This is a genomic window from Desulfosporosinus sp. (genome assembly GCF_014237355.1).
In the GTDB taxonomy this organism is placed as follows: Bacteria; Bacillota; Desulfitobacteriia; order Desulfitobacteriales; family Desulfitobacteriaceae; genus Desulfosporosinus.
On sequence record NZ_JABZFS010000013.1, the window covers coordinates 141,721 to 155,856 of the forward strand.

Annotated in this window: 14 protein-coding genes; 1 reads left to right on the forward strand and 13 read right to left on the reverse strand. The window is 40.4% G+C overall.

Annotated elements, in window-relative coordinates; all coding sequences use genetic code 11:
• Positions 1-7: 7 nt before the first annotated feature.
• The 4 genes from HGJ98_RS02650 to HGJ98_RS02665 form a co-directional block, all read right to left on the reverse strand.
• Positions 8-739: a phosphatase gene (locus tag HGJ98_RS02650; protein ID WP_291349458.1), complete on the reverse strand. Its 732-nt coding sequence runs from the start codon at positions 737-739 to the stop codon at positions 8-10.
• A 98-nt stretch (positions 740-837) separates the two neighbouring features.
• On the reverse strand, positions 838-1,413 hold the full coding sequence (locus tag HGJ98_RS02655; protein ID WP_291349459.1) for a hypothetical protein: 576 nt from the start codon (positions 1,411-1,413) through the stop codon (positions 838-840).
• Positions 1,414-1,502: 89 nt separating this feature from the next.
• Positions 1,503-2,315, reverse strand: a complete 813-nt coding sequence (locus HGJ98_RS02660) for an ATP-binding protein (RefSeq protein WP_291349461.1) — start codon at positions 2,313-2,315, stop codon at positions 1,503-1,505.
• 57 nt (positions 2,316-2,372) lie between these two features.
• On the reverse strand, positions 2,373-3,137 hold the full coding sequence (locus HGJ98_RS02665; RefSeq protein WP_291349463.1) for a DnaD domain protein: 765 nt from the start codon (positions 3,135-3,137) through the stop codon (positions 2,373-2,375).
• A gap of 216 nt (positions 3,138-3,353) precedes the next feature.
• On the opposite strand from HGJ98_RS02665, the gene HGJ98_RS02670 reads away from it, so the two are divergent.
• Positions 3,354-3,944: an HD domain-containing protein gene (locus HGJ98_RS02670; protein WP_291349465.1), complete on the forward strand. Its 591-nt coding sequence runs from the start codon at positions 3,354-3,356 to the stop codon at positions 3,942-3,944.
• A gap of 7 nt (positions 3,945-3,951) precedes the next feature.
• Here HGJ98_RS02670 and HGJ98_RS02675 read toward each other — a convergent pair whose 3' ends face one another.
• From HGJ98_RS02675 to acsC, 9 genes are all read right to left on the reverse strand, one after another.
• Positions 3,952-5,673 (reverse strand): MBL fold metallo-hydrolase, encoded by a 1,722-nt coding sequence (locus tag HGJ98_RS02675; RefSeq protein ID WP_291349467.1) that lies wholly within the window; start codon positions 5,671-5,673, stop codon positions 3,952-3,954.
• Positions 5,674-5,864: 191 nt separating this feature from the next.
• Entirely contained in the window at positions 5,865-6,503 is a 639-nt protein-coding gene (locus HGJ98_RS02680; RefSeq protein WP_291349469.1) for a response regulator transcription factor, read from the reverse strand.
• Positions 6,500-7,642: a sensor histidine kinase gene (locus HGJ98_RS02685; protein WP_291349471.1), complete on the reverse strand. Its 1,143-nt coding sequence runs from the start codon at positions 7,640-7,642 to the stop codon at positions 6,500-6,502. Before HGJ98_RS02685 ends, HGJ98_RS02680 begins: the two co-directional genes overlap by 4 nt.
• Positions 7,643-7,756: 114 nt before the next feature.
• Positions 7,757-8,665 (reverse strand): hypothetical protein, encoded by a 909-nt coding sequence (locus tag HGJ98_RS02690; protein WP_291349474.1) that lies wholly within the window; start codon positions 8,663-8,665, stop codon positions 7,757-7,759.
• Between the two features lie 132 nt (positions 8,666-8,797).
• Positions 8,798-9,592, reverse strand: a complete 795-nt coding sequence (locus tag HGJ98_RS02695) for a methyltetrahydrofolate cobalamin methyltransferase (protein ID WP_291349475.1) — start codon at positions 9,590-9,592, stop codon at positions 8,798-8,800.
• A gap of 81 nt (positions 9,593-9,673) precedes the next feature.
• Positions 9,674-10,636: an acetyl-CoA decarbonylase/synthase complex subunit delta gene (locus HGJ98_RS02700; RefSeq protein ID WP_291349477.1), complete on the reverse strand. Its 963-nt coding sequence runs from the start codon at positions 10,634-10,636 to the stop codon at positions 9,674-9,676.
• A 15-nt stretch (positions 10,637-10,651) separates the two neighbouring features.
• Complete coding sequence (locus tag HGJ98_RS02705; protein WP_291349478.1) at positions 10,652-11,413, reverse strand: AAA family ATPase; 762 nt, start codon at positions 11,411-11,413, stop codon at positions 10,652-10,654.
• Positions 11,414-11,434: 21 nt separating this feature from the next.
• Positions 11,435-13,345: an ASKHA domain-containing protein gene (locus HGJ98_RS02710; protein WP_291349479.1), complete on the reverse strand. Its 1,911-nt coding sequence runs from the start codon at positions 13,343-13,345 to the stop codon at positions 11,435-11,437.
• Positions 13,346-13,457: 112 nt separating this feature from the next.
• Positions 13,458-14,136, reverse strand: a 679-nt coding sequence (gene acsC / locus HGJ98_RS02715) for an acetyl-CoA decarbonylase/synthase complex subunit gamma (RefSeq protein ID WP_291349481.1), incomplete at its 5' end; no start/stop codon positions are given.

Consider the following 14,136-nt stretch of genomic DNA (forward strand, 5'->3'; position numbering starts at 1 on the left):
AACAAGCCTAAGTATTTGTTGGGCGGTTTTTACGTCGGGAGGTTAAATAATCCAGTACTCGTTCTGGGGAGGTATTCAGAACTTGCTCCTCCTTAATTCCAGCCTCTTCTACTAATGCGAGGGCATGGCTAAATTCTCCGACACGGTCCGTAAAATGGGCATCGCTTCCTAAAATAATTGGCCCATTATATTGAGCCATGTACCGAGCAAAGCGTCGGCAGTTTCCCCAGGCACCCCTCTTTTCGCTTGACAAGGAACTGTTATTAATTTCGACTGGGATATTTAGTTGTGCTGACATATGAGCAATACGTTCAAGGTCTAGTTCAAATTCCGGCCGTCCCGGATGTACCATCATATCTGTAAAGGGATTCTTCATAGCTTTAATATAGGCTTTTGTATTTTGTTCAGAGGTTCCGCCAGGGTAACTTATAACATGAAGTCCAACCAGTACAAGCTTCATCATCGCTAGGTATCGTATAGGAATATCTAATTCTCCCTCATGGCTGGTTATATTCGCTTCTACTCCGGGTAGAATTTTAACTCCATACAACTCTTTAGGGATAATTCCCAAGTTACCAAAGTGATAAAGGTGTGGCGCACCCGGCATTGATGGTCCGTGATCAGTCATGCCCAATAATCTGATACCTTTGTGCGAGGCTGCCAGAGCGTTTTCAGAAAGAGTGCTATAGGCATGGCCGCTTGCAACAGTATGAGTATGTAAATCGACGTATAGTTTCATATATTCCACCTCACTTAGAGTTATTATAACCCTAATTCCATGAAAAAAAAATAAGTGCCCTGGATCGGACACTTATTATAAATTCCTAAAACAATAGGTTATTGTTGCTTGACTGCTGCAGGGACTTTAACCGTAGAATCGACATTGAAGCGAAAACTTGCTTCTGTAGCCTGTTCTACTCCCCCTTCGGGATTGGCATTAATTCTCAAGGTAATTAAATGCTGTCCATCAGTAGCGCTTTTACCCAATGCGTCTCCTAATGCTTTGATCTGGCGGAATGCTACACGAGCAGTTGCCCCTGGTTCTAAGGTTTGCAGACTCCCAGGGGATGTTACTTTCTTAGTGTCATCTCCAATGAGAGTGACTTGCAACTCTACAGGAACATTCGTCATTGTTTTAGCCGTCATGTTTTGTACTGTCACAATAAGATCAAAGGTTTTCGTAGAAATCACCTGAACTCCTTTTAAGGCAACACTACCATAGGTAAGATCTTTTACAATTGAAGCCGGTTCTACTGTAACACCAAGCATCTTGATTTCCGGAGTACTATTATTACTTACGCTAGCACCTTTAGTTTCCCAGAGAGAAAATCCGGCAAATCCGAACAAACAAAGCACGAAAATACTGGCGACTAAGGCAATGTATTTACGGTTTATTGTTATGATTTTAGCCATTGTTGTACACCTCCTATTTTTTAATTCACTCTTTAAAAAAACCTATGCACGTCCTTGTTAGGACATGCATAGGTTTAGAAAAAAATTTTTTAGTTTTTCCCTTCCCGCTCTTGATATATTTGAAGGCGGATATCTTTCTGCACGGTTAAGCGAAAAATTCTTGAAGACTGGATTATACGTGAAGTTGTTCGAACACCAATATATTCCTCCATTTCATCGAGAGAGAGATTAGACGTAATTATCGTAGGAAGCTGCTCATTTAGACGATAATTAATAATTGAATAAAGTCTATTCCTAGTCCAATCTGTATAATTATGAGCGCCTAAATCATCGAGAACTAATATCGGAATGCTTCTAGCTGTATCCAGCAAATCAAGTTCGTTAACATCTGATTTGTAGGTTGCTCGCAGTTCGTCTAAGAGATCAGGTACCACTAAAAAAAGAACTTTTTTCTCAAGTTTCATCAGTTCATTGGCAATAGCTGCGGCAAGGTAAGTTTTTCCTGAGCCAACGGGTCCGGTAAACAGAAGACCAAGTCCGTGAGAGCTGTTTAAACAATTTTCCACAAAGCTCTTAGCTGCTTTTAAGGCCTTTATAGCACCTTCTCGATGGGTTTGGTCGGTTATTTCAGACGAATAATAATCAAGCCTAAACTTATCAAATTGACAGTTTGTTAATTCTCGAGAAATCCTGGCATGTCGAAACTGATTTTCAAGTTTTTTCGTTTGCATACAGTTACAGGGATAGGCTGAATCCCCGTCTAATACAATTCCTCGATCCTCACAGATCAGGCATTTAACCATTCCATTAGGACTTGAGTGATCATCCGTTGAACTTAGGTTTATATAAGCTGTCTTAGAAGATAGGGCATTAGTTTTTAAGATATCATTTATATGTTTCATAGGTTTTGGATATCCTCCTCGTAGACGTATCCAATTGAATAGCTCATGTTGAGATAATTATAAATAAAAATTTTCATATTTACTAGTCGTAGTTTTTGAAGCTTTATTTTTGGGTTTAGCCGTCTTTTTTTCCTGACGAGATTGAAAAAATGCATCTTCTGCTTCTATTTCAGCTCGTGTACGCAAACCCTTCTTTTCCCATTCTCTTAGGATTGAATCTAAATAACGGAAATTTCGAATACCTGCACTAACTCCTCTTCTTAAAGCCTCAATAATTAGCTCTTCTGAATAATGAGAGGACAACCATCGATCTAAGTTTTCACATTCCAGACGAGTGAGCAAACGACCTAGTTCTTGCTCAAAGGTCTGAACTAAGTTCTCCATGGCAGGGTTGGTTTTTTCACTAGGACTATTTGGTGAGACTTGGCTTTGCTTCAGTACTCGTTCTTCTTCCAATTGCTGTGAACGTTCGATGGCCCAAAGTTCAGCAAGTTCTTCGATTAACCCGACGAAGCTATAACTATTTCCCCACTTATTCTCTATAGGATTCCAATATCGTTCGATCGTAAGGAGCTTTCGTTCCACTAGGCTGCCAAGATCCTCTTCAATTTCTGTAGCCGAAATAGTCATCCGACTAGCCAAAGTTGCAATGGAAGGATATGGATTTGTTTCGGATTCACATAGTATCTGGATTAGCACCATCATTTCGTGATCATTAATTCCGATTTTCTTATAATGTGTCAATAGATATTTAGGAATTGATACGACACCGGAAAAGAAGAGAGCCTGTGTAAAGCTCCCATAAACACTAACTTTATTCATTATAACATTTCATCTCCCCATGTCCCCATAAAAAATAAATCTAAAATATTCTTATAATTTATACATAATCCTTTTAAAAATTCTTTCAGTAAGGAAAAAATGACGACATTATACAAATATACTCATAAAAGCCTTGCCCCTTAATGCCATATTATGGAAGGATTCTGGGAGGCTTTTGGCGTATATAGTACTATACAAACTAAGGAGGCAAATAATATGGAATTTAGGGAAGATCTCATTCAAATCGTAGAAAAATCGGGCGCCCCTTCTGCTTGGGGAGTTAATCATTGCTACAGAGTATACCATCTATCTAAAGAACTCTCTAGTCATTTGTCCTTAGATGACGAAATTCTTTATACCGCAGCTATGCTGCATGACACGGGTAAATACCCAGTCTATGCTCTCAAAAACATTGATCATGCATTGCGCTCAAAGGGAGTAGCCTCAAATTTGCTCCAACAAATGAAGTTCTCATCAGATAAATTACCCATAGTGTTAGATGCTATTGAAAACCACATGTATTACTCCGAACCAGGACGTAGTGATGAAGCGGTGTATTTACGCGAATCGGATATTCTTGATAATTTAGGAAACATCGGCTTAATGCGTCTATTTAGTTTAGTAGGGCATAATGAATTAATACAAACCCCTGAAGATGCAATCGATCGCGCACGTCTTTTTGCGGAGGCTCTTCCAGACAAAGTAGCAACTAAAGCAGGAAAACGTTTAGCTATAAAACGCCGTGAAGAAACCCTCCGCTTCCTTGCCGGTATCAAACGTCAATCACTGGAATTTGCATGGTTATAATTCTGTCTTAGTGACGTTTTTTTCGTTCTTGTTCTTCAATCCATCGTGTTAAACTATCTAGAATGGTTACTACTCGATCAAAATTACGAGTTCTATTCCCTTCATCAATAACTTGTTTTAGGCGATGTCGTAAACGGATGTAGGCTCTATTAACTTGTGAACGATTACCCTTAGATCGAGTCTTTGAACTTTTACTAGGGGCAGGAACAGGACGAAGGGGTATATTGTCCACTAGTTTGTCAACGATAGGTTCATTGCTGACTTCGACCTTAGGAGATATCGTTAACCAAGCTTTTTCCGGTGCGAGCCTCAGGACGGTTTCATCTTGGAACTCTATGGTTTCTCCTAGTTGAGGTATTATGGATGTTTTTCCGAATGCCTCAAAAACTTTCTCTGAAAAAGCAGATTGAGACTCTATTTCACCATGTACAAGAATTATTTGCTCAGCTTTTTTTCCTAAAAGAGATAACCATCGAATTAATTCCCCTTGATCAGCATGAGCAGAAAAACCATCCATATGGCTAATCCTTGCATGAACTGCAACTTTTTCACCGTGTATGGTTACAGTCTCGGCACCATCCGAAAGCATCCGTCCTAGAGTCCCTTGTGCTTGATACCCTACAAACAGTATTGTAGCATTCTCACGCCAAAGATTATGTTTTAGATGATGTTTGATTCGACCCGCATCCGCCATGCCACTAGCAGCAATAATAATTGCTCCGCCTTCAATTTTATTGAGTGCCATGGAATCTTGAGCTGTTTGACTGAAATGTACATTGGGCATTTTTAGAGGATTATTCCCCGTTCTAATCAATTCTTGAGTAACCGCGTCAAAATTATCCGTGTTTTCTTGAAATATTTTCGTGGCTGCAATCGCTAGAGGACTATCAATATAAATAGGTAAAACAGGTATGCGCTTTTCATCCTGTAATTTTCGGAGATAAAAAAGCAAATCTTGAGTTCGTTCAATGGCAAATGCAGGGATTACCAAATTTCCTCCTGCCTCGTATGTCGTACATATGGTTTCAGCAAGTTGTTGATAGCGGTCACTAGTCCCTTGGATAGATTCAGAATGAAGACGATTTCCGTAGGTGGTTTCCATTACAACAATATCCGCAACACTCAAAATGCTGGGATCTTCAATATATGGTTGATTAATATTCCCAATATCCCCTGAAAAAACAATCGATTTGTTATAATTTGGTTCATTAATTTGAAGCATTACATGAGCTGAGCCAAGAATATGGCCAGCGTCAAAAAATTGAAATGACAACGTAGGTGTTAAATCAATCGGTTTTTTATAAGGTGTCGCCTGAAAGTAGCCAATCGTGTCGATTGCATCCTGGACGGTATAGATCGGGATTAGCGGTGGAAGTCCCGCTCGATTCCTCTTGCGGTTTTTACGTTCAATTTCCATTTCCTGTATATGTCCACTGTCTGGGAGCATAATTGAACATAATTTTATTGTTTCAGGAGTAGCCCAGATCGTTCCCTTAAAACCAGCCTTAATTAGTTTAGGTAACATTCCAGAGTGATCTGTATGGGCATGGGTCAAAATAACGGCATCAAGACTTGCTGGATTATAGGGAAAATCCCCGTAATTTAACTCTTTCAACGCCTTAGAACCCTGAAACATTCCACAGTCAATTAATACTCGTGATTCTCCTGATTCGACGAGAAACGATGATCCTGTTACGACCTGTGCAGCGCCAAAAAAGCTAATTTTCATCGACTACTCAATCCTCCAAAAATAGCGTCTCGACTGCCTATTCTTTAGAATTATAATTCCGGAGAATAGTACTTCGGACGCTTTAATTTGAATATGGACTATATTTAGAATTTACGCCCCAACTAATATAAGCTTCTACCTATTCTACCTGTTTATCCTGATTTTAGCAATGAGTTATAAAACAGCGTTGATTAGTCCAGCTGGAAAAAATTAAGTTTGACGGCTTTTAGAGCTGCTTGAGTACGGTCTTCGACAGCTAATTTACGATAAATACTAGATAAATGATTTTTTACAGTTTTTTCACTAATAAATAAAGAGGTCCCAATCTCACGGTTTGAAGACCCCTTGACAACATAATGGAGTATTTCCATTTCACGATCACTAAGACCACATGTATCTTTCAAAGGGCTCGTTTGGCTCAATTGATCCAGCAGTTTTCCAGTAACGGAAGGAGATAAGATGGGGTCACCGGCATAAACCTTGCGAATCGAATGAATTAAAGTTTTTGAATCTACATCTTTGAGCAAATAGCCTGCAACACCAATTTGAAGAACCTGGAAAACCTTCTCATCCGAATCATCGACAGTAAGCACTAGAATGCCAATGTTCGGACACTCACGACGTATTACCCGGCCGGCTTCTAAACCATTAACACCAGGCATATTAAGATCCATTAACAAGATATCAAAATCTAAAGACCTCGCAATATTTATAGCGCCTTGACCGTCACCAACTTCGGCAATAACTTCAATCCCATCTTCAAATTCTAAAATTCGACGTAGTCCTTCTCTTATGAGAGGATGATCATCTGCGATTACAATTCTTATCAATTTGTCATTCCTCCCTCTTGGCTTGATGGAATTGAAAAATCGATTGATGTCCCCTTTCCAATGATTGATTGGATGGAAAAACGTCCAGAAAACATTTCGACACGTTCTCGCATACCAACGAGTCCGAAATGTTCTCCAGGAGCATTCATAGCCGTTTTCACTTCAAATCCTCGACCATAATCTCTTATTCTAGCGATGGTCCAATCTTCTTGATAGATCAAATGAATGTCTACTCTGGTAGATTGTGCATGCTTGGCAACATTAGTCATTCCCTCTTGAACTAATCTGAAGAGCGCAACTTCCATAGCTGGCAGCAGTCGCTTTTCTCTTCCTTCGATTCTCAGCTGACACTTAATACCATAGGTTTCTTGGAAATTATCTAAGTATTTTGAGATTGCTGGTACAATTCCTAAGTCATCCAAGGCCATTGGTCGAAGATCGAAAATAATTCTACGAATGTCTTGTAAATTCGCTCGAACTAAATTTTTAAGATCGTTAAGCTCCGCTTTAACACGGCTTGGATCTAATTCAAGTAATTTTTCAGCTATCTCAAGTCGTAAAACAATATTTGCTAAAGTTTGCGCTGGACCATCATGCATTTCTCTCGCTACACGACGACGTTCTTCCTCTTGGGCTTTTATAACACGCAAACCCATTTCTAGTCGTTGTTCATGATTTTGAGTTTGCAAAGCTTCAACGACTCCACCTTGCAATAAACTTATCGCCATGCCCACTTGAGTCATTAAATTTTGGGCCCGTTCAATCGTAACCTGCATTTGACCCAGAGATCGTTCCAGATCATCTCGGCGCTTACGCAATTGGACTTCTTTTTGCTGCAATAGCTGAAGTTTAACTTGGGCATCTTTAGCCTCAGTATAAGCCTCCATCATTTGTTTGTGAGTATGTTCTTGATGCGCTCGATTAACTTCCATAAGTCGGTGGCGCAAACGTCGTTCTAATTTTTCTTGATAATCAACTTGTGAAATAATTTCCGTAATATCTGTTTTAAGCTGAGAGAGTTCATTAATCAGTCGATGCGTCTCAGTCCGGGATGTTTCTGCAATAAAAAATATTTCTTCTTTTCCTGATTCGATCGCTTTGAGGGTGTTTTTTAATATTTCTCCCAACTGGTCTGTCAATGTTATTCCTCATTTCAATAGCTCAAATGTCTCAAGATTCTGCTCCTTCATATTTTCTTAATTCGACATTGAAACAGTAAATCCTACTTTCTAGCAAAAAAATAAGTGATATTATTAACTGAGGTTCAGATTTTTTCTTCTGCGCATAATATGTTTGATTTTCCTTTCTAATCTACGGGGATAAGTTAGGTCTTCTTCGTGGCACAACATAACTCTCCAGCCATCTTTTTCAAACTTTTCCGTCTGGCAAGGATGAGCAGGGTCAAAACGACAGATGAGAAGATCTTCTACTTGAGCTAAAAATCTTTCACCCTGTAAGGTTGTATTCCACAGAATAGGTGCATCAGGAAATATATAATTTAGTACATCTTTCAGTCGTTCCGCTTTATGAGGAACCGGACTGACTTTATCAAAACTATTCATTACAACTACACTATCTATCGAACTGTCAATATCCGAACTAATAGATTCTCGCTCCAGCTCATTTACTTCGCTTACTACATCTACTAATTGAACTATATTTACTTCAATGATCTTACAAATATTGTCCTTTTTAATAATGTCTCTATGATCCATTGAGGCAAAGGCAGGCATTGTAATATCCTGATCCAAGGAACTTATAATATCCACCTTTTTGTTATTGAGTACTTTTACCATACCTTCGTTCAGCATCTTATTCATTGTCTCTTGAAACGTCGGAAAATTATTAATAACACGGGAGTCAGGAAGTTGTTGATCTAGGATTTGTCTAAGTCCATCTGCTAGGTATTGTGATGGAAACATAGACAATCCCAGTAATTGTGTTGTCAGTTTCTCGACAATTTCGCATCCCTTTTGGTATTCCTGATCTGAATCAGTCCCTGTTAATAAACAAGAAGTTAATACTGTTTCGATAATTTGTTCTACCCACTCTTCAATTCTTGGATCATTAAGGTAATAAGCCTCCAAAAAATCCACCTCCAGATTACATATCTGTTGATAGCTATGCTTATCCAGAGGCAGGTATGATATAATTTCTAACATTTTCCTAACTATATAAAATAAGGATATCACCCGTAAATGGTGTATATCCTTATTTTTATAGTTTATATAGGGTCTGAATAGCATACCTTTATCTTCAAACCCAATATTGTTTAATTTATAGCGATGTCAATTTTAGCGTGCGCGGAAAACCTTCAGATAGGAGTCAGCATAGATGCTTCTATTTAGAAGAATCTGTGTGGTAGCTGCTACGTCTACTAGGTCATCATCATTAGCATCCATGATGGCGGCATCAAGTCCGCATGCAACAGCCATGGCCATATAGGTCCGGTTGATCAAGTTACGATCCGGAGATTTCTGCGAAACATTCGATAATCCTAGAACCGTTCGAGGTGCTGGATTTGCCAACATTTTCACCTGTCTTAAGGACTCTAGTACTTCAGGTGCATGCTCCTGTGCGACATTTACAGGGAGAATTAGTGGATCGATGTATAGATCTTCCATGGGTACGCCATACTCATCAGCAGCAGCAACTAATTCCATAGCAAATGCAACCCGATTCTCTGCATCTTTTGGAATCCCTTTTTTATCCATAGTTAAACCGATGATACCAGCATTGTATTGAATAGCCATTGGAAAAACACGTTCAATCTTAACTTGTTCTGCAGGGCAAGAGTTAATGATCGCTGGGCGCTTACAAACTTTTAGACCTGCTTCGATTGCATCATAGTTTGTGGAGTCTAACACGAGGGGTAATTCTGAGACTTCCTGGATAACATTAACCATCCACTCATAAGCTTCGACTCTTTCGTGAGTTGGAATTGCAGGGCCTGAATTTACGTCAAGGTAGTGGGCTCCTCCCTCTTGTTGCTTTACAGCCCAATATTGAATAGCTTTTGGGTCTTTATTGCGGAGTGCATCTCCAATATCAGTAAACATACCGTTAATCCGTTCGCCAAAAATAAGCATTCGGTCACGTCCTTCCATTTTATTAAATTATTTACTAAATGAAGGTAATTTTACGGATATACTATAAAGCTCTATTTAGGATTAATCGCCCATCATATCAGCAATGTTTTTCTTGACAATACTTACTGCAGCTGGGTTACGCATTACAAGAATGCTGGCTCCAACTTGAAGAACGCCAGAAGCCGTTACTGCCTCCCATAGCACACTACGATCTGCGAGATCCCCCCATCCAGGAAACTCTTCTACAGATGCATAAGCTTCCTTGCAACGATTAGCCTCATGTCCCACTGTACAAATAATTGGCATAGAGAGCATTTTGTCATTTGCTAAGGCTCCTAGTCGAGCGCGCTCCATGATCGAATAAACATACTCAATTCCGAATCCAAGACCAGCAACTGTAGGATCAATAACAATTTTATTTAGGGGTAGTCCCATTTCATTGATCAAGATATTTAACTGTTTACAGATATTAATATCAAGTGGTGAACGAGCAATGAGAGTATGCTTGTGAACCATTGCGGCAGCGGTAATGGACTTATAGTTGTCCTGTTCAGCAATACCTATTAAGAGGTTTTCCCCTGCTGCAGCCTCAGCAATAACTGCCATAATCTCATTATTCTTTTCACCGTCGTCGCACCCTTCTACAATGAGGGGTACTCCAACAGCTGCTAAGACATCTTTAACGATGCGTGCACAATCTTCAGGGGAACGGTTTTCTCCTTCTGGATCTGCACCATCCAGTTTGAGATAGATGAGGTCTGCACCAAAATCATCAACGCATTTTTTAGCCCATGCGGCTGGATCATTGATTACATCCCCAATTCGATTCTTGATGGTGTCAGGCCATGAGGGTACTACGTCAGTGACCTCCATAGCGATCACTGGACGATTCTTCGTTTCCCCTTCAAAGTGGAGAAACGGTAAGGCGCTGTCTCCTCCAACTGTAATTGTGGAGGTTCTTGTTCCTCCCTGTTCAGCAGTTGCTCCGAGTACTACCTCTCCAACCTTACTGGAATACTTTTCTTTCACTAACGTTACGGACATGAACTTCTCTCCTTTCTAGTTAAAGATTCCGGCACGGTTCAGAATACTTTCCACTGCCTGGACCGAGACGGCATCATCTGGCAAATCAAATAATGGTTTGCCTGCCAAGTCATATTCCACAACTAAAGGATCTAACGGTATGTCTCCTATAACAGTAAGACCAGTACGTTCGATTTCTTCTCTTAAGGATTCCATACTTTCCTCGGTACTCTTAGTTACGATTAAATAAACTGTTTGGACGGCAGACTTTAGCCCTCGAATAAGATCGTGGACTCTTCCTGCTGAACGAATTCCACGTGCGGAAGAATCACTGATTACAAACATTACTTCAACCCGGGGGATTGTACGACGACTGATATGTTCCAATCCCGCTTCAGAATCCACTGCGACGAAGTCATAGTTTTCTCCAATGTCCTGAAGATGTTTGCGCAAGATGTCATTTGGATAGCAATAACACCCAGCTCCCTGAGGTCCTCCCATGACAAGTAGATCGATATCTTTTGACTCAACTAACGATTGTTGGAGTTTGTATTCGATAAAAACATTTTTTGGCATTCCCTCGGGGATTGCTTTAGGATCTTTACTCTGTTCAAGCAATTCCGATATAGTGGATGTAACTTCTAAGCCCAAAGCTTCACCAAGATTTGCATTGGGATCTGCATCAACAGCGAGTATAGAAGTCCCTTTCTTATGACGAACCATTTGCCTTAGTAATAAAGCGGTGAATGTGGTTTTTCCTACTCCACCTTTGCCAGCAACTGCTATATATTTTGACATAATTGACCTCCATAATAACGTTTATTGAAAAGATGGAAATAGGGTCATATCCGTATGGGGTAAAAATAAGGCAGCCATATATTCGTCCATATAGGTTACCCCAACTGAAAGCTCGACATAGGTCATTTTCCGTCCTAATTCTTCTGCTTCTCGCCAGGCATTCTGAGAAAGTAAGGCTAGACGAGCACCTTTTACAGATGCATTCCCAACAAACTCAAACCGTTCTGGTTCAAGGTCTGGGAGCAGTCCAATCTGAACAGCGTCATGAATATTAAGGTAATTACCAAAACCGCCCGCAATGACAATCCGGCTAATCATTTCAATATCCACTGCAACCATATTTAGTAAGGATCGAATTCCAGCATAGATAGCACCTTTGGCCCGAATAACATTCTTGACATCATTTTCAGTGATGACCACATCTTTTTCTCCACCGGCTTGATGAGCCCAAGCCAGGACAAACTCTTTATCATCAGCGGTTGCTCTTAATCGCTGTGAGTCTGACTTATGCCCTAACTGGAAATTCCCAGCACGGTCTATGATACCTGCACTGAGTAACTTGGCTATACAATCCACAAGCCCCGATCCGCATATTCCAACAGGAGTCTGGTTATTGATCACTTTAAGGGATACATCTAAGGTCTCGGGATCGATAATGATCCGTTCAATTGCCCCTGGCATAGCTCGCATACCGAAGGTAATACCGCCACCTTCAAAGCTCGGACCTGCTGAACAAGCACAAGCAACAAGCCAATCCTGGTTGCCGAGTACAATCTCCCCATTCGTTCCAATATCAATAAAGAGAATAATGTCTTCCCCATTAGCTAAATCCGTTACCAGGGTTCCAGCAACAATGTCTCCTCCCACATAGCTTGCTACTGAAGGATAACAGTGCACTAGTGCCTCCGGCAACATATGCAGCCCAATTTCCCGAGCAGTGTATGAGGGAACATTTGTCATAGTTGGAATATAGGGTTCCAATCGAATATAGCGTGGATTAACACCTAAGAACAACTGTGTCATCGTCGTATTTCCAGCCACCATCGCACTAGCGATATCCTTACTACTTAAGGATTGGCGAGCAAGAATCTTATCCAGAAGGCCATTGATGGTTTCTAGAACAGCATCCCTGATCTCTATTAAGCTCTGCTCACTTTCAACTGCATATACGATACGAGTGATTACGTCGTCCCCATATTTTGCTTGTTTATTGTAAGTACCCTGTTGATCAACAATCTCTCCAGTTAAAAGATTAATTAAGTAAACAACAACTGTCGTGGTACCTATATCAATAGCAAGTCCATAAGGGGGTACATCGTTGCCCTGTTCAATGTGTGTAATAGTTAATCCAGCTTCAGTATCTGTCATGGTGATAGATACATCCCAATTAGCTTTGCGAAGTGAGTCAGGAAGATGCTTAAGAACGGATAATGGTATATGAATGGGTTTATCTCCGGTTTTTAAGACGCGACGGAGTTCTATACTAAGACGAGACCAATCACTGGAGTTTTCCGTCAAAGTGGGTACTGAAAGTGAAATCCTCTGCTTCTGTGCTAAGGGTTGACGCCCGAACTTCTCGAGTAAATCATGTTCACTTTCCTGTAAGAGCCCTTTCGGGACATCTCCCAATAACACTTGGTGTTCTTGTAACCTTGACTCAGGAGGTATTTCGAAGGTCATATCCCCTTGCACCAAGGTCTTACAGGCTAGCCGAAGTCCTTTGGAAAGTTGCTCTGGTGTTAAGTTTCCCGTACCATTTATTATTGGGTCCCCACTCAGAACGTTCACTTTACAAGCTCCGCAAGTTCCCTTTCCACCGCACCCAGATTTTATCATAATACCGGCTTTTGCAGCTACGTTAAGCAGGGATGTACCATGATCAGCTTCGATAACACGGTTCTCGGGCATGAGTTTAATTTGAAATTGGGACATCGCTTTCACTTCCTTACTTTCACCAAGAAATCCCATCTGGTATGAATACTATGAAAACATCGTTCTCACCTACGACAAAGCGTAATTACATTAAAACCCTACTATCAAATACTTAGGTAAGAGATTTCGAGAAAGAAACAATACCACTAGATTCACGTGGTCCAACAATAGCTTTCCAACCGGACAGTTCAGATAGTTTTCCTGAAATTACAGCGACATAGCCTGGAATAATAATGTTACGATGTTTCACCTTATCTGCTATACCACAGGCATTCATTGCTTCGACAATTTTTTCCGGTTCAAACTTCCCAGCAGCATAAGCCGTAAGAACGGAAGTGCCATCAGTATCAATAGGTAAGATATAGCTAGGGACTTTAGAGGTTTCAACTTCACCTTCGACACTATAATAGGTAAGGGAGAAGTTAGTTGTAATATAGAATGGTGAGTTTTCATCAACCGCCCCGACGGAATGTAGTTTGGGCTCCACTTGAATAGGTTTTTGGGGATCTGTGTAAATGTTCTGTCTCAAAGTCATTAATGGCAAAACATGAGCTTTTGCACTAGTTTTTAAGACAACTGCACTTGCATATTTAGCTACATATACAGTGGCTTCCATAATTTCTTCCATTGGCTCTGTCTTGGTTGTAAAAGCAATGACAGGGAAACCAAGGGGTCTGAACTTTTTCTTAATAGCTAAACGGCGGATATGCGTAAGATTCGCTAAGGTATCTACTGGAGTTCTTGAACCAGGATCCAAGACGAATTCTTTATAGCCTAAAGCTTGAGACTTA